This is a genomic window from Deinococcus sonorensis KR-87 (assembly GCF_040256395.1).
GTDB lineage: Bacteria > Deinococcota > Deinococci > Deinococcales > Deinococcaceae > Deinococcus > Deinococcus sonorensis.
The window spans coordinates 941,852-961,729 of record NZ_CP158299.1 but is presented as its reverse complement, the minus strand read 5'-3'; the positions used below and the strand labels follow the sequence as shown (position 1 = coordinate 961,729).

The window sequence follows — 19,878 nt, the reverse complement described above, 5'->3', positions numbered from 1 at the left end:
ACCTGTGTGGTCAACGTGCCGTTACCCCACCGTGCGGCAGGGTCGATAGGAACGTCGGGTCAGACGCCTCATGTCCGGCAGTGTAGCAGGAAGCGCCGGGGCGGGCGCGCGGCGCTCCGGAGTTCGCTACGCTGGAGGGATGTTGACCATGCAGGAACTGCGCGCCCATCTGCCGAGGGCGGGCCGGGTGGACTGGCTGGGCCTCCGGACCGTGCGGCGCGGCCCCATGCTGGCGCTGGATGAGGCGGAACTCCGGGCGGGGCTGGGCGTGGTGGGCGACCACGGCAAGCAGGAGCCGCCGCGCCTGAAGGCCCTGACCGGCCAGCCGGGCGAGCCGCCGGGCCGCTGGCCCGCCTCCCCTCCCCTGCCGGGCGGCCAGGGCAAGCGGCAGGTCACGCTGATCCAGGCGGAGCACCTGCCGGTAATCGCGGCGCTGTGTGGCCTGGACGCCGTGACGCCGGAGCTGCTGCGGCGCAACATCGTGGTGGCGGGCATTCCGCTGCTGGCGCTCAAGGACCGGCGCTTCCGGATCGGGGAGGTGGTGCTGGAGGGCACCGGCGAGTGCCACCCCTGCTCGCGCATGGAGGAGAACCTGGGGCCGGGCGGCTACAACGCGGTGCGCGGCCACGGCGGCCTGACCGCGCGGGTGCTGCAGGGCGGCCGGATCCGGCTCCACGACCCGGTGGAGCCACTGTGACGCTCGCCTATGCTGGAGGGCATGGCCATTCCTCCGCGTGACCCGCCCGACCGCCGATCGTGGCTGAAACGGCGCGGCTTCAGCCTGACCCTGCTGATCGCGGAGTTCGGCGTCCTGTCGAGCCTGGTCTTCTCGCTGGCCCTGTTCGTGTTCGGCGCGGCGCGGACCTTCCGGGTGCTGTGGGAGGCGCTCCCGGACATCGGGGGCGAAGCCACCAGCAAGACGCTGCTGCTCTCGGCGGTGGAACAGACCGATGTGCTGCTGGTCGCCACGGCCCTGCTGATCATCAGCGTAGGCCTGCAGGCGCTGTTCGTGCAGCAGCTCGACAACCTGCCGCCCTGGCTGCACATCCGCACCTTCGACGACCTGAAGCAGAAGCTGCTGGGCATCGTGGTGGTGGCGCTGAGCGTGGAGTTCTTCAAGGTGGCGCTGAAGTGGGACGGCACCGCGTCGGTGCTGCCGCTGGGCCTGAGCCTGGCGGCGGTGATCCTGGCCATCGCGGTGTACTCGGTGGTGCTTCAGCGCTCCGGTGGTGAGGGCCACGAGGCCGGGGGGCCGGGGGGCCCTCACCCATGACCGATGCCCGGCTGCACGCCGCCGCTGAGCTGATCCGCAGCGAGCTGCACGTGGACATCGGCAGCGATCACGCCGGGTTGCCGGTGCTGCTGCTGCGCTCCGGGCGGGTGCAGCGCTGTATCGTGGTCGAGAAGACGCCGGGGCCGCTGGAGACGGCGCGCCAGGGCCTCGGCTCGGCCGGGCTGTTGGAGCGCTGTGAGCTGCGGCTGGGCGACGGCTTCGGGCCGCTGCAGCCGCATGAGCTGGGTTCGGTCAGCCTGACCGGCCTGGGCGCCCGCACCATGGTCCGCATCCTGGAGCGCGCGCCCCAGCCGCCCGGCGCGCTGGTGCTGCAGCCGAACGACGACCCGGGCCTGCTGCGGCGCTGGGCCGCTGCCCACGGCTACTGGCTGGTGGCCGAGCGGCTGGTGGCCGGGTTCTGGCGCTATCCGGTGCTGCGGCTGGAGCCGCATGCCGGTCCGGACCCCGCCTATCTGGGGCTGCCGCCGAACGCGGCGCTGCGGTTCGGACCACACCTGCTGCGCGAGCAGCATCCGCTGCTGCTGGAGGAGTTGCAGGCCCAGCAGCAGCGTCTGGCCCGGCTGGCTGCGCATGGCCGCGCCCAGGTGCTGCAGGACCTCGCGGACGTCGAGGCAGCGCTGGCCTGGCTGGCCCACCCTTCGCAGGCATAAAAAATCCGCCCTCTCAGGCGGTGATGGAACAACTATAGCGCGGTATGCGTCAGCAGTCAATTGTATGCAGCCGGGCCAGGCCCGCTCAGCCGGTCTCGGTGCCGGTGCGCAGGCGCCGGCGCTGGTAGGCCCCGGTCAGCAGCTCGGTGATGTACTCGCGGGTGAAGGGCATCCCGCTGGCCTCGGCCGCCGCGATCTCGGCCTGACGGTTGTATGGGAGCCGGACGAACTGCAGGCTGTACCCGATCTCCCCGAACTCCAGGATCAGGTAGCAGGCCAGGGTGGAGTCCAGCGGGTTGCCCACCGAGCCGCAGTTGATCAGCGGCAGGCCCTCCACGTCCAGAATCAGCGCCTCGTGGATGTCGGCATAGACCAGCGCGTCGGCGTGCTGGTGCAGACCCAGCGCCGGGTTCGGTTCGAAGGCCGCCACCTGCTCCTGCAGGCTGCTGTGTGGGTACAGCCGGTGAAACACCCCCTTGCTGCCGGCATGCACAAAGCGCCACTGCTGCCCGGCAAACTGCTCCTCGATGCCGTACGGCAGCTCGGCCAGATAACGCAGGTCGCCGGCGCTCAGCAGCGCGCGCGGCCACAGGTCCTGCGGGCGGTGGGTGGCGCCGGCCACCCGGGCATCCCAGTTGCCCTGGATGACGCGGGTGGCGTATGCCTGTACCCAGGCCAGCACCTCGCGCGGGCGGGGCCCCTTGCCCACCAGGTCGCCCAGCACCCACACTTCGGTGATGCCGCGCCGCTGAATGTCGGCGTGGACCGCCAGCGTCGCCTCCAGGTTGGCGTGCAGGTCGGCAAGGACGGCGAGCCTCATGCTCGGCAGTCTAGCCCGCTCCGCCGCCGCCGTGCCCGAGACTTGACGCGCCTTGAGAAGCTGCTCATGGGGACAACAACACCGGGACGGTCCCTGCGTGGTGTGGCAGGGACCGTTCTGGTGGGCTCGCCTCAGCGGTTGATGATGTGGATCGCCTGCTTGTGCACGGCCTCGGCCGCCTCCAGCACGCTCTCGCCCAGGGTCGGGTGCGCGTGGATGGTCAGCGCGATGTCGCTGGCGGTGGCGGCCATCTCCAGCGCCAGCCCCGCCTCGCCCAGCAGGTCGCTGGCGTGCGGCCCCACGATGTGGACGCCCAGCAGCAGGTCGGTGCCTTCCTCCACCACCATCTTCACGAAGCCGTCGGTGCTCTGCAGCGTCATGGCGCGGCCGGAGGCGCTCATCGGGAACACGCCGGTGCGGACCGTGTAGCCCTTCTCCTTGGCCTCGGCCTCGGTGAGGCCCACCCAGGCGAGCTCCGGCGAGGTGTACACCACGCCAGGGATCGCCACGGCGTCCTGCTCGCTGGGCTTGCCGGCGATCACCTCGGCGGCCACCAGCCCCTCCTTCATCGCCTTGTGCGCCAGCATCGGGTTGCCGGCCACGTCGCCGATGGCGTAGATGTGCGGCACATTGGTCTGCATGCGGGTGTTCACCGGAATGAAGCCGCGCTCGCTGACCGCCACGCCCACCGCCTCCAGGTTCAGGCCGGCGCTGCGCGGGCGGCGGCCCACCGCCACCAGCACCCGGTCAAAGACCTCCACGGTCTTCTCGCCGCTCTCCACGCTCTCCAGCTCCACATGCAGGCCGTCCGGCTGCTGCTCCAGCCAGTTGGCCTTGGTGCGGGTCTGGACCACGATGCCCTGTTTCTCCATGCTCTTGCGGAATTCCTTCACGGCGTCGGTGTCGGCGCCGGGAATGATGTTCGGCAGGAACTCGATGACCTTCACCTTGCTGCCCAGGTTGTTGTAGATGTGCGCGAACTCGAAGCCGATTACGCCGCCGCCCACGCACAGCATCCGGGCCGGCACCGGGTCCGGCACCACCAGCGCGCCGGTGCTGTCCACCACCCGCTGCTGGTCCACCTCCAGGCCCGGCAGCCGGGCCGGCTCCGAGCCGGTGGCGATGATGATGTTCTGGGCGGTGTAGGTCTTGTCACCCACCTGCACGGTATGGTCGTCCACGAAGGTGGCCTGCCCGATCAGGTGCGTGACCTTATTGGCCCGGAACAGCCCCGCCACGCCGCCGGTCAGCTTCTTGACGATGCTGTCCTTCCAGCCGTTCATCTTGACGATGTCGAGCTTCGGGTCGCTGAAGCTCAGCCCGAATTCGGAGGCATGCCGGCTCTGGGCGATGGTCTCGCCCGCGTGCAGCAGCGCCTTGGTGGGAATACACCCGACGTTCAGGCACACCCCGCCCACCGCTTCCATCTCGGCACACGCCACCTTCAGGCCCAGCTGCGCCGCCCGGATGGCAGCATGGTAGCCGCCGGGGCCAGCCCCGATCACCAGTACGTCAAAGTCCATGGCCACAGTCTAGAGTGCGCCCGCCCTGAAAAGAATGCAGGTCCGGCCAAGGGGATCTACGCCTGAAAGTGGTGAATCCGACTGCTTCCCAGCTCACACCGATACCAGCAGACGCTCCGGGTCCTCCAGCAGCCGGATCACCTCGCGGCAGAAGCGGGCCGCCTCAGCGCCGTCCACCAGTCGGTGGTCAAAGCTCAGCGACAGGTACATCATGTGAGCCGGAACGACCCGGTCGTGCTCGTCGAACACCGGGCGCTTCACGATGCTGTGGACGCCCAGGATCGCCGCGTCCGGCACGTTGATGATCGGGAAGCTGAACAGTGCCCCCACCGAGCCGATGTTGGTGATGCTGAAGGTGCTGCCGGCCAGTTCGTCGGCGGCCAGCTTGCCGGTCCGCGCCCGGCTGGCGAGGTCGGTCACCGTGCGGCTCAGGTCCAGCACGCTGCGCCGGTCGGCGTCCCGGATCACCGGCACCACCAGCCCCGCGTCGGTGGCCACCGCCATGCCCAGGTTGTAGTAGCTCTTGTGCACCACCTCCTGGGTCGCCTCGTCCAGCGAGGTGTTCAGGCTGGGGTACAGCCGAAGCGCCGCCACCACCGCCTTGAAGATGAACGGCAGGTAGCTGAGCCGCGGGTCCTCCGGGGCGGCCCCGGCGTTCAGGCGGGCGCGCAGGTCCACCAGCCGGGTCAGGTTCACCTCGTCCACCGTCAGGGTGCGGACCGTGTAGAGGTGGCTGGCGGTCATCTGGGTGCTGATGGCCCGGCGCAGCCCCCGCAGCGGCTCGCGGCGCTCGCGCTCCTCGTAGCCCTTGGGGGTGCGGTACTGCACCGGGGCCACGCCCAGCCCCGGCGCACTGCGGGCCGCCGGAGCGTCGGTGGCCGGGGCGGAACGCGCCTGGGCGTGGCGGTGCACGTCCATCACGCTCACCCGGCCGTTCGGCCCCTGGCCCGCCACCTGGGCGATGTCCAGGCCCAGTTCCCGCGCCAGCTGCCGGGCGGCCGGCACCGCCAGCACCCGCTGGGTCCCTCTCCCCTGCCCTTCCGGCGGTAGGGGCTGCGCCGGCTGGCCCGCCTGCTGTCCGGCCAGCTCCGCCGGGGCACGCAGACCCGCCACCTGCACCTTCTCGTCCGAGGCGAAGGCCCGGAACAGGCTCCCCTCGTCGCCGTTCGCAGCGGGCGGCGCTTCCAGCACCTGCACCGGCGTGCCGCTGGCGGTGGGGAGGCCGGAGGGGGCGGCCGGCGCGGGGGCGGGCGCAGCGGTCTGCGCCGGTGCACTGGGGGCCGCCGCTGCGGCGTCCTCGATCAGCGCGATCGGCGCGTGGACCGCCACCACCTGCCCCTCCTGCACCAGCTGGCGCTTCAGCACCCCGGCCACCGGGCTGGGCAGTTCCACCGTAACCTTGTCGGTCATCACCTCGCACAGCGGCTGCTCCAGCGCCACCGGCTCCCCCTCCTGCACCAGCCACTTGAGGATCTCGCCCTCCACAATGCTCTCGGCCAGTTCCGGCAGTACCACTTCCCTTGTCATGCAGTCTCCAGTTTCATGTCAGTTGATATTGCTCGCAGCGCGTTCAGTGCAGCCATACGGCCCGCGCTACCCCGTACAGCAGCAGCAGCAGACCCAGGACCTGAATCCAGCGCTCGCCCCGGGCGTACCACAGCGCCGTCAGACCCAGCAGGGCGAACAGGACGCCCACTCCCACGCTGTCCCACGGGGCCACCAGCCGGCCGGTCAGGGCGTACAGCACGCCGCCGATCACCAGCCCCAGCAGGCCCAGCACCTGCCGCGACAGGTTCAGCGCCAGCCTGCGCCGGGGCGGTTCAGCCATAGTTGAGCGTCTGAACCGCCGCGTTCACGATGCGGCCCGCACCCGGCAGGTACACCCGGTCCTGGGCGTACGGGTAGGGCGTGTCGAAGCCGGCGACCAGCCCCACCGGAGCCAGCAGGCTGTCGAACACGTCTTCCTGGATGCTGGATGCAACCTCGGTCATGAAGCTGCCGATGCGCGGCGCCTCGCTCACCAGCACGGCCCGTCCGGTGCGCGCCACCGAGGCCATCACTGCCTCACGGTCCCAGGGCACCAGGCTCCGTAGGTCCAACACTTCCACCGACACGCCCTGCTCGCCCAGCGCCTGGGCGGCCTTCAGCACGTCGGGCATCACGCCGCCGTATCCGATCAGACTCAGGTCGGTGCCGGACTGGCGAACCGCGGCCCGGCCGAGTTCAACAATGTAGTCCTCGGTGGGCACCTCACCCTTGACGGCCCGGTACAGCCGCTTCGGCTCGAAGTAGATCACCGGGTCAGCGCCGCGCACTGCGGCCCGCAGCAGGCCCAGCGCGTCGTAGGGGGTGCTGGGCATCACCACTTTCAGGCCGGGCGTGTGGCAGTAGTACGCTTCCGGGCTCTGGCTGTGGTGGTGGCCGCCTTTCACGCCGCCGCCGCTGGGGGTCCGCACCACCATGGGGCAGCTGAACTGGCCGCCGGAGCGGTAGCGCAGTTTGGCCGCCTGACTCACCAGCTGGTCGAAGCCCGGCCCCATGTAATCCGCGAACTGAATCTCGGCGATCGGGCGCAGGCCGCGCACCGCCATGCCCACTGCGGCGCCCACGATGGCCGCCTCGCTCAGCGGGGTGTCGAACACCCGCTCCTCGCCGAACTCTTGTTGCAGTCCGGCGGTGGCCAGGAAGACCCCGCCGCGCGCACCGACGTCCTCTCCGAACACCACAACCCTGGGGTCGCGGCGCATCTCGCCCTGCATGCCCAGCGTGATCGCCTGGATCAGCGTGAGGGTGGTGCTCTCCCCTGCCCCGCTGGTCCCGGCAGGCCTGGATTCCGTGGTGGTCATGACTGCCCCGCTTCCTGTTCCAGCCGCAGCTGCTGGTACTGTCGGCGCAGGTGCACCGGCATGTCGGCGTACACGTCCTCGAACATGCTGCGCCAGTCCGGCTGGCCGCTGTTCTCCGCTTCCTGAATCGCCTCGTCGATCTGACGGTGCAGGCTGGCCACTGCCTCCGAGCGCTGGGCGGCGCTGATGCTGTGCCCCTGCCGCTCCAGAAACCGCTCGAAGCGCACCAGCGGATCGCGGGCCTGCCAGTGCTGCACCTCCTCACGGCTGCGGTAGGTCTTCTCGGCGTCGGCGTCGGCATTGCTGTGAGCGCCCATCCGGTAGGTCAGGGCCTCCACCAGCGTGGGGCCGCCGCCCCGCCGGGCCCGGTCCACCGCTTCCTGCACCACGGCCCAGACCGCCAGCACATCGTTGCCGTCCACCTGCACGCCCGGCATGCCGTAGCCGGCCGCCTTGGCCACAATGCCGTCGCTGGCGGTCTGGCGGCTCAGCGGTGTGCTGATGGCCCACTGGTTGTTCTCGCAGACGAACACGCACGGCACCTGCTGCACGCCGGCCATGTTCAGCCCGGCGTGCCAGTCGCCCTCACTGGTGGCGCCGTCCCCGAAGGTACAGACCGTCACCTCGTCGGTGCCGAGCATTTTCTGGGCCAGGGCGGTGCCGGTCGCCGGCGGCACCTGATTGGCGATGCTGCTGGACGCGCTGACAAAATTGATCTGGGCGCTGCCGTAGTGATGCGGCATCTGCCGGCCACGGTTCGGGTCGCTGTTGCTGCCGAGCATCTGAGCGGCGAGGTCTTGAAGGCGCGCCCCCATGGTGAGGGCAATGCCCTGGTCGCGGTAGTAGCCCCAGACCCAGTCGTGGCCGGGCCGCAGCGCCCGACCGATGCCCACCTGGGTGGCCTCCATACCGGCGGCCTGGGCGTAGAAGGTGGTGCGGCCCTGCCGCAGCAGGGTCACCAGTTTGCGGTCGTATTCGCGCACCAGCAGCATGGTGTGCCAGAGGGCATACCAGTCGTCTGGCGTGCCCGGCAGGGTGACGCCGGGCCGGACGCTTCCGTCCTCGCCCAGATACTGCACGGGCGTGGGGAGTGGATGAATCATGTGGCCTCCTTGGAGAGAGCTGTCGTGTTGACGCTGGCATTCTAACGCGGCGTCTGTGACGGGTGTACCAGCTTCCCTTTGCTCCCATGAGGGGGGCGTTACCATGAAGACATGCGCAAGAGTGAGGCCCAGATCTGGAATGTGGTGGTCATCGGCGGAGGGCACGCCGGCATTGAGGCCGCCTGGGCGGCGGCCCGCTTCGCGCCAGTGGCCCTGGTGGTGGGCAATCCCGCGACCATCGGCCGCATGCCGTGTAACCCGGCGGTGGGCGGCCCTGGCAAGAGTCAGCTGGTGGCCGAGTTGACGGCGCTGGGCGGCCTGATGGGCCGGGTCGCCGATGAAACCGCCATTCACACCCGGATGCTGAACGCCAGCAAGGGGCCGGCAGTCCAGTCGCTGCGGGTGCAGAACGAACGCGACGGATACGCCTCGCGCGCTCAGGAGCACGTGCTCGGCCACCCGGACATCCACATCATTCGTGCCGAGGCGGCCGACCTGGAGCCGGACGGTGAAGGGTGGCAGGTGGTGATGGTGGACGGCCGACGGGTGCGGGGCCGCACGGTGGTGATCGCGGCCGGCACGTTTCTGCAGGCACAGACCTGGTATGGCCGCCAGACGCGGCCGGAAGGTCGTCAGGGCGAGCCGCCCGCACGGTTTCTGTCGCAGGCGCTCCGGCGGGGCGGACACCCGCTCAAGCGGTACAAGACCGGCACGCCACCCCGGGTCCGAGCCGACTCGGTTGATTTTGAAGCGCTGCTGGAAATTCCAGCGGATCCACAGCCGCAGACCTTCACCGGGCGGCCTGGACCGCGGGCCAGCGAGTCCCCCACTTGGCAGACCCATACCACGGCCCGGACGCACACGCTGATTCACGACAATCTGCACCACTCGCCGATGTATGCGGGCGACATTGAGGGCCTGGGCCCGCGCTATTGCCCCAGCATCGAGGACAAGGTGGTGCGGTTCGCTCACCATGACCGGCACCTGCTGTTCGTGGAACCGGACGGGATTCAGACCAGCGAGGTGTACCTGCAGGGCTTTTCCAGCAGCCTGCCACCGGCGCTGCAGGATCAGTTGGTCCGAACCCTTCCGGGGTTTGAGCGGGCGGTCATCCAGCGGTATGCCTACGCGGTTGAGTACGACGTCATAGATAGCCTGGACCTGACCCTCAATCTGGAGTCGCGCCACATGCCAGGCATCTACACCGCCGGCCAGCTGAATGGCACATCCGGCTACGAGGAGGCGGCGGCTCAGGGACTGGTGGCCGGAACAGCCGCGGCTCGGCGGGGACTCGGACTCGATACTCCGGCGCTCCCGCGCGAGAGCGGCTACATCGGTGTGATGCTGGACGATCTGGTCCATAAGGGCAGCGACGAGCCGTACCGCATGATGACCAGCCGGGTCGAACACCGCCTGCTGTGCCGACAGGACAACGCGGATCAGCGGCTCAGCGCCTGGGGTCATCAGCTCGGACTGCTGAGTGACGCGGCGCTGCAGCAGGTGCAGCAGAAATACCGGCGCATTGAGGACGCGCGGCAGGCGCTGGCCGCCCAACGCAAGGACGGCATCACGGCCGATGGCTGGTTGCGGCGTCCGGAGGTGCAGCTGGCAGATCTGGATGCGCTGGGGTTCGCGCTGCCATCGCTGAGTGCGCAGGAGCGCGAGAGCCTGCAGGTGCAGGTGAAGTACGCCGGCTACATCGAGCGGGCGCAGCGGCAGCTGGACGGGGAGCAGCGGGCGCAGCAGCTGAGTGTGCAGCACCTGGACTTCGCCACTGTCCCGGCGCTGTCGAATGAGGCCCGGGAGCGGTTGCAGCGGGCCCGGCCCACGACCCTGGCCCAGGCTGGCCGGCTGCCGGGCGTGCGTCACTCGGACATCAGTGCCCTGCTGGTTCACCTCCGCAGCGCTCCGCCTGTTTCACGGGAAACTTGACGGTGAAACAATGGGAACGTTACTGTGTTTCACGGGAAACCTAACGGTGAAACAAAGGACGTAGCATGACAGACTTTGAAAAGGGCTTGTTGTTGGGGGTCTTGATCGGTGAAGGCCATTTTGGTGGCGACGGCCGTCAGCCACAGATCACGGTGCGGATGCACGTGCGGCACGAACGGCTGTTTGAACGGCTGTTGCTGCTGTGCCCGGGGTCGAAACTGTACGGGCCGTATCACCACGGCGGGCGGCATTATTACCAGTGGATGGCGCGCGGCGAGGTGCTGCGCGAGCAGCTGGTGCCGGCGCTGGACCGGCTGCCGCTGGAACAGGTGGACGGCCATGTCTACGAGCGCTATCAGGACATGAAAACGCGGTACGCGCTGTGACGCCCGACGGTGAGGCACTGTTCCTGCAGGCGGCAGGCCAGCTGGGGCTGGACGTGGCCGGGCAGCTGCCGGCCTTCGCGACCTTCCAGCGTCTGTTGGTGGAGGTGGGCCGGCACACCAACCTGACGGCCCTGCTGGACGAGCCGGACATCATCCTCAAACACTTCGTGGACTCGCTGAGCTGCACGGTGGGGGGCCACTTGACGGGTGAGCTTACGGTCCTGGACCTGGGCACCGGAGCCGGTTTTCCTGGCCTGCCACTCGCGATCCAGCATCCAGGCCTGCAGCTGACCCTGCTGGATGCCACGCGTCGCAAGATCGAGTTCGTGCAACAGGTGACGGCGGCCCTGAGCCTCCCAAATGCCACGGCGCTGGTGGGCCGTGCCGAGACCCTGGGCCGTGACGCCAGCCACCGGGGGCGCTACGACCGCGTGGTGACCCGCGCGGTCAGTGCCCTGCCCGTGCTGGCCGAACTGTCGCTGCCGCTGCTGCGGGAGGGCGGCGCGCTGCTGGCCCAGAAAGGGCCGATACAGCCAGAAGAGCTGGAGGCTGGCCAGCGTGTTGCCGAGTTGCTGGGCGGTGAACTGCAGACGGTGGAGCGCTTCACCCTGCCTGTACTGAACGATCCGCGCAGCCTGGTGGTGATCCGGAAAGTGGCCGCCACGCCGGAGCGCTATCCGCGCCGTGAGGGTGTGCCCGCCAAACATCCGCTATCCTGATGCCCAGCATGAAGATTCTCGGCATCGTCAACCAGAAGGGCGGGGTGGGCAAGACCACCACCGCCATCAACCTGGCGGCATATCTGGCGGCAGGCGGGCGGCGGGTGCTGCTGGTCGACATGGACCCACAGGGCAACGCCACCAGCGGACTCGGCCTCCGTGGAGCAGAGGAGGGGCTCTATCAGGCCCTGACCGAGCCCGCCCAGGCGGCCCGCTACGTACAGCCGAGCGGCCAGCCGAACCTGGACCTGCTGCCGGCAACGCCGGATCTCGCCGGTGCTGGTGTGGAACTGGCCGAGGACAGCGGCGCCCTGAAGGAAGTGCTGGCCGCCCTGAACGACTACGACCTGGTGGTCATTGACGCGCCCCCCAGCCTGGGGCCGCTGACCATCAACGTGCTGGCTGCCGCCGACGCCCTAATTATCCCGCTGCAGGCCGAGTATTACGCGCTGGAGGGGCTGGCGGGCCTGACCGAGACGGTGGAACGGGTGCGCGAGGCGCTCAACCCCTCGCTGCGGGTGCTGGGGGTAGCGATCACCATGTTTGACGGCCGCACCAATCTGGCGCAGGAGGTGGAGCAGAGCGTGCGCGGCCACTTCGGGGAGCTGGTGTTCTGGAGTGTGGTGCCGCGCAACGTGCGGCTGTCGGAGGCGCCCAGCTTCGCCAAGCCGATCAACGCGTTTGCGCCGCTCTCCAGCGGGGCGGCGGCCTACAAGCGGCTCAGCGAGGAGGTGATGCAGCGTGTCGAGAAAATCTAGCCCGGCCAAGGCCAGCCTGGGCCGTGGCCTGGACGCCCTGCTGGCCCGTCCGGCCAGCCGCGCCAGCATCCAGACGCTGGCGCTGGACCGCATCGTGCGGGCCGAGTATCAGCCGCGTACCGTCTTCGAGCCGGAGGCGCTGGCCGAACTGGCGCAGAGCATTCGCGACAAGGGTGTGCTGCAGCCGCTGTTGGTCCGGCCGCGCGGTGAGGGCTTCGAGATTGTGGCGGGCGAGCGGCGCTGGCGGGCGGCCCAACTGGCCGGCCTGAGCGAGGTGCCGGTGGTGATCCGTGACCTCGCGGACCGTGAGGCGCTGGAAATCGCCATCGTGGAGAACCTGCAGCGCGAGGACCTGGGGCCGCTGGAGGAGGCGCGCGCCTATCAGGCGCTGCTGGATCAGGGGCTCAACCAGGAGGGGGTGGCGCAGGCTGTCGGCAAGGGCCGCAGCACCGTGGCCAATGCCCTGCGGCTGCTGCAGCTGCCGGAGCGGGCGCTGCGGGCCCTGGAGGCGGGCGAGATCAGCGCTGGGCACGCCCGGGCCGTTCTGGCACTGCCGGAAGGCGACCGGGCCTGGGCGCTGGAGCAGATCCTGGGCCGCAAGCTGAGCGTGCGGGAGGCGGAAGCGCTCAAACGTGACGCTCGGGCGCCCGTTACTCCGGTCAAGGTGAATCCGCCCAGTCCCTGGCGTCAGATGGAGCTGACGCTCAGCCGCCGCACCGGCACCAAGGTCAAGATTCAGGGCGACGACCGGGGCCGCATTGAGCTGAACTTCGCGTCCCGCGAGGAGCTGGACCGGCTGCTGGCACTGCTGGGCCTCAACGACGACGCCGAAGCCTGAACGTCAACAAGGGAGCGGGCCGACATACCAGGTCGGCCCGCTCCCTTGTTTCCCTAGTGCGCCTTATTTCTTGGTGCCCACCAAGTAGATGTTCGGCCAGGGACGGTAGCTGCTGCGCAGGGTATCGCTCCGCACCACCTGGCCGTTCCGGACGAACCGACGCTGCACCTCGATCACGGCGCCCGGCGCCGCCCAGTCCACCTGTTGACGGGTTCCGGCTGGCAGGGAGGAATCAGCAATCAGACGGTCGGCCGGTGCGGGCGTGCTGCTGAGCGTGCGCGGGGTGCCGAGCTGGACCGTGAAGTCACGCGGCCGACCGAAGACGTGTACCCGCAGCTGGGCCCGCTTGTCGTCCCAGTCGGCCTGCAGCCACAACGCGCCGCCGGTGTCGTTGGCGAAGCGCAGGTCCTGGCTCGGCTGGTAGATGGTGGCGTCCAGGCCCTGCGGATCGTAGTAGTGCACCTGATAACTGTGGTTGCGCCGCTCCACCACCGGCAGCCCAGCCAGATACAGCGCACGGAACACGGTGCTGCTCACCTGACAGATGCCGCCGCCCAGCCCGCTGGCGGTGCGCTCACCCGCAATGACCAGCCCCGGTACAAAGCCGTTGGCGGCGTTGATGTCGCCCAGCATCCGGTTGAAGGAGAAGGTCTTGCCCTCGAACAGGCGGTCCTGGAATTTGCTAGTGCCCACGTGGATGTTGGTGATGCGGGCCGCGCTGGAGCCGTAGTAGTTGGTCTCGCCGGTGGCAAGGTGGGCGGTGAGACCACGCTTCACGAAGTAATCGAGGGTGCGGGCCGGGGCCGTGGCACGGCCGCTGAACGTCACGCTGCGGGTGGCAGGCTGCTGCAGGGCAGCCAGCACCCGGGCGCGGGCCTGCTCCAGGTCCACCGTGTAGCCGTCACGCTGCACCAGGGCCCAACCGGTGGTCAGTTCCTCGAAGCGGGCGTCCTGAGGCTTGCTGGGAATCGAACGCAGGAAGGTCTGCAGATCGGCTTCCAGGCTCGGGGTGATCACACCGCGCTGGCGCAGCACGGCCATGCGCTCGGCCGGCAGCGTGAGCGTGCGCCGCACTGAGGCCGTCACCGGCTGTCCATCCTGCAGCACCTTGAGCGGCGCCTCAAACACCACCTGCAATGCCTGAGCCGAGGCGGGGGAGGGGAGAGGGGCCGGCGCGCTGGGGGTGCTGGGCGCCGGCGTGCTCGGGGCTGGGGTGCTGGGTGCAGGCACGCTGGGCACCGACGGCGTCTCTTCGGCGGGTGGCGTAGACGGCGTCAGCGGTTCCGGGTCCGGAGCAACCGGCTCGGAGGGCACCGACGGAGTGGTGGCCGATGGGGGCAGGGCCGGCACCACCACCGAGGAACCGGACGGGTCCTGCTGGGCGGCCGCCGGGCCGAGCATCAGGGTCAGGGCAAGAAGCAGGGGAAAGGCACGCGGCATGGCCCGAGTATTTCATGCCGTTCCTGGTGGTCGGTGGGAGCCGGCTGAACGGACGCGGCAAAGAAATGGGAGGGCGGCCCATCGGCCGCCCTCCCCCAGAGGTTTCGCTGCTCAGTCCACCAGCAGCGGAATCAGCACCGGGTTACGCCCGGTGGCCTTGCGCACGAAGCGCCGCACCGAGCCGTACAGGTCGTCGCGCAGGTCCTCAGGACGCTTCTTGTCGCGCAGGCCCGCTTCCAGGGCGTCCAGGGCCACCTTGCGGATCTGCCCGTCCAGTTCGCGGTTGCTCTTGACGAAGCCGCGCGACACCAGATCCACGTGCGGGGTGGGGTGCAGCAGCGCCGTCACCACCAGCACCCCCTCCTGGCTCATGCCCAGCCGCTCCAGCATGATGTCGTCACCGATGTCGCCCACGCCCAGTCCGTCCACGTACACGGCCCCGGCCGGCACGGTGCCGGTCACCCGGAACTCGTTCTCCATCAGCCGCACCACGTCGCCGTTCTTGGCCACCAGCGTGCGCTGCGGCGGCTGCGGAATGGTCTGGGCGATACGGGCGTGGTTGATCTGGTGACGCGGCTCGCCGTGCCACGGCAGGAAGTACTTGGGCCGCGTCAGCTGCAGCACCTGCAGCAGTTCGTCCTGGCTGCCGTGCCCGGACGCGTGGATGCGGTAGGTGGGCGGGTAGTACACGTCCACCCCGATCTCGTACAGCTTATTGACCACCAGATTGACCGCTTCCTCGTTGCCGGGAATCGGGTTGCTGCTCAGCACCACGCTGTCGCCGCGCCGCAGCGCGATCTTGGCGTGGGTGCCCAGGGCCAGCCGCGACAGCACGCTCATCGGCTGGCCCTGGCTGCCGGTGCACAGGAATAGCACCTGCGAGTCCTGCAGGTCGCCGATGTCCTCGCTGGCCAGCAGCGGCTCCTTGAACTGCATGTACCCGAGCTGCTCGGCGATCTGGGCGTACTTGACCATGCTGCGCCCCTCGATCACCACCCGGCGGCCCAGCCGCTCCGCGATCTGCACGATGTTCTGCAGGCGGTGCACCTGCGAGGCGAAGGTGGACACAAACACCCGGCCGCGGCACTGCGCGATCAGCGCCTCCATGTTGCGGGCCACCTCGGCCTCGCTGGTGGTGGTGCCGGGACGCTCAGCGTTGGTGCTGTCACTGATCAGCAGCAGCACGCCGCTGTCGCCGGCCCGCTCCAGCCTCGCCAGATCGCTCGGCTGTCCGTCGGTGGGGTGCTCGTCCAGCTTGAAGTCGCCGGTGTGCACCACCTGCCCCACCGGGGTGTGCAGGATGTACCCGAAGTTGTCGGGAATGCTGTGCGTCATCCGCACGAACTCCACCACGAAGTGCTTGCCGATCCGCACCGTGGTGCCGGCCGTCACTTCACGCAGGTCGGTGTCGGCCTCGCCCACGCCGTATTCGTTGAGCTTCTCACGCACCAGTCCCAGCGTCAGCTTGGCGCCGTAGGTCGGCACGCGCGGCAGCCGCGGCAGGATGTACGGCAGCCCGCCGATGTGGTCCTCGTGGCCGTGCGTCAGCACCCAGCCCTGGATCAGTGCGGCGTTCTGCTGCAGGTAGTCGATGCGCGGAATGATCAGGTCCACGCCCGGCTGTAGCGAATCGGGGAAGGCCAGCCCGCCGTCCACCACCATGATCTCGTCGTCGTACCGGTAGGCGAACATGTTCTTGCCGATCTCGCCCATGCCCCCCAGCGGAATCACTTCCAGATGTCCGGCCGGGCCCGCCTGGGCGTTGTCCTGTTTGTTCATCAGTCTCCCTGTCTGTCCTGAGCCGCCAATCGTGCGGCCTTCACCCGAAGGTGTGTCAAATGCAGTGTTGTGGTGTCGCCCGTGGGCGCAGTCTCCACAGAGTAGCATGCGCCGCCCGCCGCCGATGGCGTCCGGGGCCGCACTGCCGCACAGATGAGAAGCGGGTCACAACGCGGTAGTATGCAGGGGTGACCAGTCAATGCATTCTTGTGGTCGAGGACGACCTCGACATTGCCAATGTGCTCCGTATGGACCTGGAGGACGCCGGCTTCACGGTGGTCCACGCCGACGCCGCCATGACCGGCCTGATCCGGGCCCGCGAGGTCAACCCGGACCTGATCCTGCTGGACCTGGGCCTCCCGGACTTCGATGGCGGCGACGTGGTGCAGCGGCTGCGCAAGAACAGCAGCGTGCCGATCATCGTGCTGACGGCCCGCGACACGGTGGACGAGAAGGTCCGGCTGCTGGGGCTGGGCGCCGACGACTACGTGATCAAGCCGTTCCACCCGGACGAGCTGATGGCGCGCGTCAAGGTGCAGCTGCGCCAGCGCGGCAGCGAGTCGCTGTCACTGGGGGAGCTGGAGCTGGACCCGCAGAAGCGGCTGGCCCGCTACAAGGAAGACGAGCTGCGGCTGTCGCCCAAGGAGTTTGAGATCCTGGCGCTGCTGATGCGGCAGCCGGGCCGGGTGTACTCGCGCCAGGAGATCGGCCAGGAGATCTGGCAGGGACGCCTGCCCGAGGGCAGCAACGTGGTGGACGTGCACATGGCCAACCTCAGGGCCAAGCTGCGCGACATGGAGGGCTACGGCCTGCTGCGGACCGTGCGCGGCGTGGGTTATGCACTGCGCGGATGAGTCGGCCGTCCATGCCTGGCCCGGATGACACGGCCTCCGGCCTGAGTGATCTGCCGCTGCAGCTGACAGCAGACGGGGCCGGCTGGCTGCTGGAGCAGCTGCCGCAGGGGGTACTGGTGCAGGACGGCCAGGGGCGGCCCACCGGCCTGAACCGGGCGGGCCAGCGGCTGCTGGGCTTCGGGCTGGAGCAGCTGCAGGCGTGGCCTCCGGCGGGCCTGCGGCTGTCCGGCCCGGACGGCAGGCCGCTGTCCGGCCCGGAGTTTCCCTCGATGGTGGCGCTGCGCGAGCGTCGGCCGGTGCAGAACATGGTGGTGGCGCTGGAACAGCAGGGGGAGCGCCGCTGGCTGCGCATGAACGCGGTGCCGCAGCAGGTGGCCGGCAGCGTGGAGATGGGCGTGGTGTTCACGCTGTTCGAGGACATCACCGAGTGGTACCAGACCCAGCAGCGGCTGGTGGAGAGCGAGGAGCGCTACCGCAGTCTGGTGGAGGCCACCGAGCAGTACGTCTGGACCAACACCCCGGACGGGCATCTGGTGGGCGAGCAGCCCGGCTGGAGCGCCCTGACCGGCATGACCGAGGTGGAGTACCAGGGCCACGGCTGGCTGGCCGCCATCCACCCGGACGACCGCGAGCGCACCGAGCAGGCCTGGGCACAGGCGGTGGCGGGGCTGCGGATCTACAACGTGGAGCACCGGGTCCGGACCCGCAGCGGCGAGTACCGTACCTTTCACGCACGCGCCGTGCCGCGGCTGGACCAGCACGGTCAACTGCGCGAGTGGATCGGCCTGCACACCGACATCAGCGGCCTGAAGGCGGCTCAGGATCAGCTGCGTCAGCTGAACAGTGAGCTGGAAGGCCGGGTCGAGGAGCGGACCCGGGCGCTCTCGGAGCTGAGCCGCTTCAACACGCTGCTGCTGGCCGCTGCCGGCGAGGGGGTCTTCGGGCTGAATCCGGACGGCAGCACCCGCTTTGCTAACCCCGCGGCGGCCGCCATGCTCGGCTACACGGTGCAGGAGCTGGAGGGCGTGAACATGCACCAGCAGGTTCATCAGCGCTATCCGGACGGCCAGCCGTATCCGCCGGAGCAGTGTCCGGTGCATCAGGTGCTGCGCGACGGCCAGACCCGGCGCATGACCGGCGAGGTGTTCTGGCGCAAGGACGGGTCGGCCGTGCCCGTCGAATACGTGACGACCGCGCTGCGCGATGAGGCGGGCGAGGTGGTCGGGGCGGTGGTGCTGTTTCAGGACGTGACCGAGGCCCTGGAGGCCCAGGCCGCGCTGCAGACGGCCATTCAGGAACTGCGCCGCAGCAACCAGGAACTGGAGCAGTTCGCGTACGTGGCGAGCCACGACCTGCAGGAGCCGCTGCGTACGCTGGGCAGCTACGCCGAGCTGCTGGGACGGCGCTACCAGGGGCAGCTGGACCCGCGCGCCGATCAGTACCTGGTGTACATGCAGGACGCGGTGGGGCGTATGCGGCAGCTGATCACCGACCTGCTGACCTTCTCGCGGGTGGGGCGCACCGACACGCCCCACCGGGCGGTGGCGCTGGACGAGGTGATGGAGACGGTGGCGGCCTCGCTGGCACTCACCCTGCAGGAGCGTTCGGCCCAGCTGGTCTGGGAGGACCTGCCAATGGTGGATGGGATCGGCAGCCAGATGGTGCAGCTGATGACCAACCTGGTGTCGAACGCGCTCAAGTTCGGCCGCGAGGGGGTGCCGCCGGTGGTGCGGGTCACGGCCCGGCGCGAGGGTGACCGGGCGCACCTGCAGGTGCAGGACAATGGCATCGGCATGGAAGCGGAGTACCACGACCGCGTATTTGGACTGTTCCAGCGGCTGCACCGCCGTGACCAGTACGAGGGCACCGGCCTGGGGCTGGCCATCTGCCGCAAGATCGTGGAAATGCATGGGGGCAGAATCTGGTTAGAATCTGAAGTTGGAGTCGGGACCACTGTACACTTCACCTTGCCACTGGCGGGTGAACCCCATGATGAGGCAGCAGTGGCAACCTGAGGACTGGAGCACGTATGCACACCCCGATTGAAATTCTGCTGGTCGAGGACAATGAACCGGATATCCTGCTGACCCAGGAAGCCTTCGAAGACGCCCGCATCGCCAACCACCTGCATGTGGCCCGTGACGGCGTGGAGGCGATGGCCTTCCTGCGCCGCGAGCCGCCGTTTCAGGACGCGCCCCGGCCCGACGTGGTGCTGCTGGACATCAACATGCCGCGCAAGAGCGGGCTGGAGGTGCTGGAGGAGGTCAAGCAGGACCACGACCTGCGGCATATCCCGGTGGTGATCCTGACCACCTCGCAGGCCGACGAGGACATCCTGCGCTCGTACCAGGGGCACGCCAGCAGCTACATCGTCAAGCCGGTGGGCTTCGAGAACTTCTATCAGGCGATCCGGGCCTTCGAGAACTACTGGCTGAGCTTCGTGCGCTTTCCCCCCAGGTAAGCTCAAGACCCGTTCAAAGCAGATTGGGCAGGCGTTCAGGACCCGGGCCGTGGCGCGGCGCATGGTGGGGTCATGACCCCTGCTCTTGCGCCTGACCTGCAACGCTCCCTGGACGCCTGCCTCACCTGCCTCGCCGCCTGTGAACACTGCGCGACCGCCTGTCTGCAGGAGGACGACGTGCAGATGATGGCGAACTGCATCCGGCTGGACCGCGACTGTGCCGACCTGTGCGCCACCACCGCCCGCCTGCTGATGCGCGAGAGCCCGCTGCACGCCGAGATGTGCCGCGCCTGTGCCGCTGCGTGCGAGGCGTGCGCCCAGGAGTGTGGGCAGCACCAGCACGACCACTGCCAGCAGTGCGCCGAAGCCTGCCGCCGCTGCGCCGAGGCGTGCCGCGCCCTGGCCGCCTGAGCGCATTAGGTGTACGTTAGACACCAACTGCCAGCAGCGGGGGCCAGCAGGGTACACTGGGCCG

Annotated in this window: 20 protein-coding genes; 12 read left to right on the top strand and 8 right to left on the bottom strand. The window is 69.1% G+C overall.

Translation table 11 applies throughout. From position 1 onward, the window contains the following. The first annotated feature begins 139 nt into the window (after positions 1–139). From ABOD76_RS10005 to ABOD76_RS09995, 3 genes are read left to right on the top strand one after another with little or no spacing between them, the layout of a single operon-like run. On the top strand, positions 140–697 hold the full coding sequence (locus tag ABOD76_RS10005) for an MOSC domain-containing protein (RefSeq protein ID WP_350244687.1): 558 nt from the start codon (positions 140–142) through the stop codon (positions 695–697). Between the two features lie 21 nt (positions 698–718). Continuing rightward, the gene (locus ABOD76_RS10000; RefSeq protein WP_350244686.1) at positions 719–1,273 is read left to right on the top strand and encodes a YqhA family protein; all 555 of its coding nucleotides are present in this window, start codon (positions 719–721) and stop codon (positions 1,271–1,273) included. Next, a complete protein-coding gene (locus ABOD76_RS09995; RefSeq protein WP_350244685.1) occupies positions 1,270–1,944 on the top strand; it encodes a tRNA (adenine(22)-N(1))-methyltransferase TrmK in 675 nt (224 codons plus the stop codon). Before ABOD76_RS10000 ends, ABOD76_RS09995 begins: the two co-directional genes overlap by 4 nt. Positions 1,945–2,029: 85 nt before the next feature. On the opposite strand, the gene ABOD76_RS09990 is transcribed toward ABOD76_RS09995, so the two are convergent. The 6 genes from ABOD76_RS09990 to ABOD76_RS09965 form a co-directional block, all read right to left on the bottom strand. After that, on the bottom strand, positions 2,030–2,764 hold the full coding sequence (locus ABOD76_RS09990; protein ID WP_350244684.1) for a metallophosphoesterase family protein: 735 nt from the start codon (positions 2,762–2,764) through the stop codon (positions 2,030–2,032). 131 nt (positions 2,765–2,895) lie between these two features. Further along, positions 2,896–4,287 (bottom strand): dihydrolipoyl dehydrogenase, encoded by a 1,392-nt coding sequence (lpdA, locus tag ABOD76_RS09985; RefSeq protein ID WP_350244683.1) that lies wholly within the window; start codon positions 4,285–4,287, stop codon positions 2,896–2,898. A 93-nt stretch (positions 4,288–4,380) separates the two neighbouring features. Beyond that, positions 4,381–5,814, bottom strand: coding sequence for a dihydrolipoamide acetyltransferase family protein (locus ABOD76_RS09980; RefSeq protein ID WP_350244682.1), 1,434 nt, complete (start codon positions 5,812–5,814; stop codon positions 4,381–4,383). A 43-nt stretch (positions 5,815–5,857) separates the two neighbouring features. Then, a complete protein-coding gene (locus ABOD76_RS09975; protein ID WP_350244681.1) occupies positions 5,858–6,115 on the bottom strand; it encodes a hypothetical protein in 258 nt (85 codons plus the stop codon). Continuing rightward, complete coding sequence (locus tag ABOD76_RS09970; protein WP_350244680.1) at positions 6,108–7,133, bottom strand: alpha-ketoacid dehydrogenase subunit beta; 1,026 nt, start codon at positions 7,131–7,133, stop codon at positions 6,108–6,110. The genes ABOD76_RS09975 and ABOD76_RS09970 overlap by 8 nt, the downstream gene beginning before the upstream one ends. Continuing rightward, positions 7,130–8,236, bottom strand: a complete 1,107-nt coding sequence (locus ABOD76_RS09965; protein WP_350244679.1) for a thiamine pyrophosphate-dependent dehydrogenase E1 component subunit alpha — start codon at positions 8,234–8,236, stop codon at positions 7,130–7,132. The genes ABOD76_RS09970 and ABOD76_RS09965 overlap by 4 nt, the downstream gene beginning before the upstream one ends. A gap of 111 nt (positions 8,237–8,347) precedes the next feature. Between ABOD76_RS09965 and mnmG the strand changes: the two genes are divergently transcribed. The 5 genes from mnmG (at position 8,348) to ABOD76_RS09940 (ending at position 12,869) form a co-directional block, all read left to right on the top strand. Next, positions 8,348–10,168, top strand: coding sequence for a tRNA uridine-5-carboxymethylaminomethyl(34) synthesis enzyme MnmG (mnmG, locus tag ABOD76_RS09960; protein ID WP_350244678.1), 1,821 nt, complete (start codon positions 8,348–8,350; stop codon positions 10,166–10,168). 65 nt (positions 10,169–10,233) lie between these two features. Next, the gene (locus tag ABOD76_RS09955) at positions 10,234–10,554 is read left to right on the top strand and encodes a hypothetical protein (protein WP_350244677.1); all 321 of its coding nucleotides are present in this window, start codon (positions 10,234–10,236) and stop codon (positions 10,552–10,554) included. Further along, positions 10,551–11,273, top strand: coding sequence for a 16S rRNA (guanine(527)-N(7))-methyltransferase RsmG (rsmG, locus tag ABOD76_RS09950; protein WP_350244676.1), 723 nt, complete (start codon positions 10,551–10,553; stop codon positions 11,271–11,273). The genes ABOD76_RS09955 and rsmG overlap by 4 nt, the downstream gene beginning before the upstream one ends. A gap of 8 nt (positions 11,274–11,281) precedes the next feature. Next, positions 11,282–12,031 carry a ParA family protein gene (locus tag ABOD76_RS09945; protein ID WP_350244675.1) on the top strand — a complete coding sequence of 250 codons (750 nt, stop codon included), beginning with the start codon at positions 11,282–11,284 and terminating at the stop codon, positions 12,029–12,031. Continuing rightward, the gene (locus ABOD76_RS09940; protein WP_350244673.1) at positions 12,015–12,869 is read left to right on the top strand and encodes a ParB/RepB/Spo0J family partition protein; all 855 of its coding nucleotides are present in this window, start codon (positions 12,015–12,017) and stop codon (positions 12,867–12,869) included. The genes ABOD76_RS09945 and ABOD76_RS09940 overlap by 17 nt, the downstream gene beginning before the upstream one ends. Before the next feature lie 63 nt (positions 12,870–12,932). On the opposite strand, the gene ABOD76_RS09935 is transcribed toward ABOD76_RS09940, so the two are convergent. Beyond that, positions 12,933–14,309 carry a VanW family protein gene (locus tag ABOD76_RS09935; RefSeq protein ID WP_350244672.1) on the bottom strand — a complete coding sequence of 459 codons (1,377 nt, stop codon included), beginning with the start codon at positions 14,307–14,309 and terminating at the stop codon, positions 12,933–12,935. A 111-nt stretch (positions 14,310–14,420) separates the two neighbouring features. Beyond that, the gene (locus ABOD76_RS09930) at positions 14,421–16,088 is read right to left on the bottom strand and encodes a ribonuclease J (protein ID WP_350244671.1); all 1,668 of its coding nucleotides are present in this window, start codon (positions 16,086–16,088) and stop codon (positions 14,421–14,423) included. 188 nt (positions 16,089–16,276) lie between these two features. Here ABOD76_RS09930 and ABOD76_RS09925 point away from each other — a divergent pair, with 188 nt between their 5' ends. The 4 genes from ABOD76_RS09925 to ABOD76_RS09910 all read left to right on the top strand — a co-directional run bounded on the left by ABOD76_RS09925 (position 16,277) and on the right by ABOD76_RS09910 (position 19,814). Next, on the top strand, positions 16,277–16,942 hold the full coding sequence (locus ABOD76_RS09925) for a response regulator transcription factor (protein WP_350244670.1): 666 nt from the start codon (positions 16,277–16,279) through the stop codon (positions 16,940–16,942). Between the two features lie 11 nt (positions 16,943–16,953). Continuing rightward, positions 16,954–18,957: a PAS domain S-box protein gene (locus ABOD76_RS09920; protein ID WP_350244669.1), complete on the top strand. Its 2,004-nt coding sequence runs from the start codon at positions 16,954–16,956 to the stop codon at positions 18,955–18,957. A 14-nt stretch (positions 18,958–18,971) separates the two neighbouring features. Further along, positions 18,972–19,403: a response regulator gene (locus tag ABOD76_RS09915; protein ID WP_350244668.1), complete on the top strand. Its 432-nt coding sequence runs from the start codon at positions 18,972–18,974 to the stop codon at positions 19,401–19,403. Between the two features lie 72 nt (positions 19,404–19,475). Next, positions 19,476–19,814, top strand: a complete 339-nt coding sequence (locus ABOD76_RS09910) for a four-helix bundle copper-binding protein (RefSeq protein WP_350244667.1) — start codon at positions 19,476–19,478, stop codon at positions 19,812–19,814. The last annotated feature ends 64 nt before the right edge of the window (positions 19,815–19,878 follow it).

Excerpts from the sequence above, each read along its gene's own strand:
- ABOD76_RS10005 (WP_350244687.1), top strand. The coding sequence starts at position 140 with ATGTTGACCATGCAGGAACTGCGCGCCCATCTGCCGAGGGCGGGCCGG.
- ABOD76_RS10000 (WP_350244686.1), top strand. The coding sequence starts at position 719 with ATGGCCATTCCTCCGCGTGACCCGCCCGACCGCCGATCGTGGCTGAAA.
- ABOD76_RS09995 (WP_350244685.1), top strand. The coding sequence starts at position 1,270 with ATGACCGATGCCCGGCTGCACGCCGCCGCTGAGCTGATCCGCAGCGAG.
- ABOD76_RS09990 (WP_350244684.1), bottom strand. The coding sequence starts at position 2,764 with ATGAGGCTCGCCGTCCTTGCCGACCTGCACGCCAACCTGGAGGCGACG.
- lpdA (WP_350244683.1), bottom strand. The coding sequence starts at position 4,287 with ATGGACTTTGACGTACTGGTGATCGGGGCTGGCCCCGGCGGCTACCAT.
- ABOD76_RS09980 (WP_350244682.1), bottom strand. The coding sequence starts at position 5,814 with ATGACAAGGGAAGTGGTACTGCCGGAACTGGCCGAGAGCATTGTGGAG.
- ABOD76_RS09975 (WP_350244681.1), bottom strand. The coding sequence starts at position 6,115 with ATGGCTGAACCGCCCCGGCGCAGGCTGGCGCTGAACCTGTCGCGGCAG.
- ABOD76_RS09970 (WP_350244680.1), bottom strand. The coding sequence starts at position 7,133 with ATGACCACCACGGAATCCAGGCCTGCCGGGACCAGCGGGGCAGGGGAG.
- ABOD76_RS09965 (WP_350244679.1), bottom strand. The coding sequence starts at position 8,236 with ATGATTCATCCACTCCCCACGCCCGTGCAGTATCTGGGCGAGGACGGA.
- mnmG (WP_350244678.1), top strand. The coding sequence starts at position 8,348 with ATGCGCAAGAGTGAGGCCCAGATCTGGAATGTGGTGGTCATCGGCGGA.
- ABOD76_RS09955 (WP_350244677.1), top strand. The coding sequence starts at position 10,234 with ATGACAGACTTTGAAAAGGGCTTGTTGTTGGGGGTCTTGATCGGTGAA.
- ABOD76_RS09945 (WP_350244675.1), top strand. The coding sequence starts at position 11,282 with ATGAAGATTCTCGGCATCGTCAACCAGAAGGGCGGGGTGGGCAAGACC.
- ABOD76_RS09935 (WP_350244672.1), bottom strand. The coding sequence starts at position 14,309 with ATGCCGCGTGCCTTTCCCCTGCTTCTTGCCCTGACCCTGATGCTCGGC.
- ABOD76_RS09930 (WP_350244671.1), bottom strand. The coding sequence starts at position 16,088 with ATGAACAAACAGGACAACGCCCAGGCGGGCCCGGCCGGACATCTGGAA.
- ABOD76_RS09920 (WP_350244669.1), top strand. The coding sequence starts at position 16,954 with ATGCCTGGCCCGGATGACACGGCCTCCGGCCTGAGTGATCTGCCGCTG.
- ABOD76_RS09915 (WP_350244668.1), top strand. The coding sequence starts at position 18,972 with ATGCACACCCCGATTGAAATTCTGCTGGTCGAGGACAATGAACCGGAT.
- ABOD76_RS09910 (WP_350244667.1), top strand. The coding sequence starts at position 19,476 with ATGACCCCTGCTCTTGCGCCTGACCTGCAACGCTCCCTGGACGCCTGC.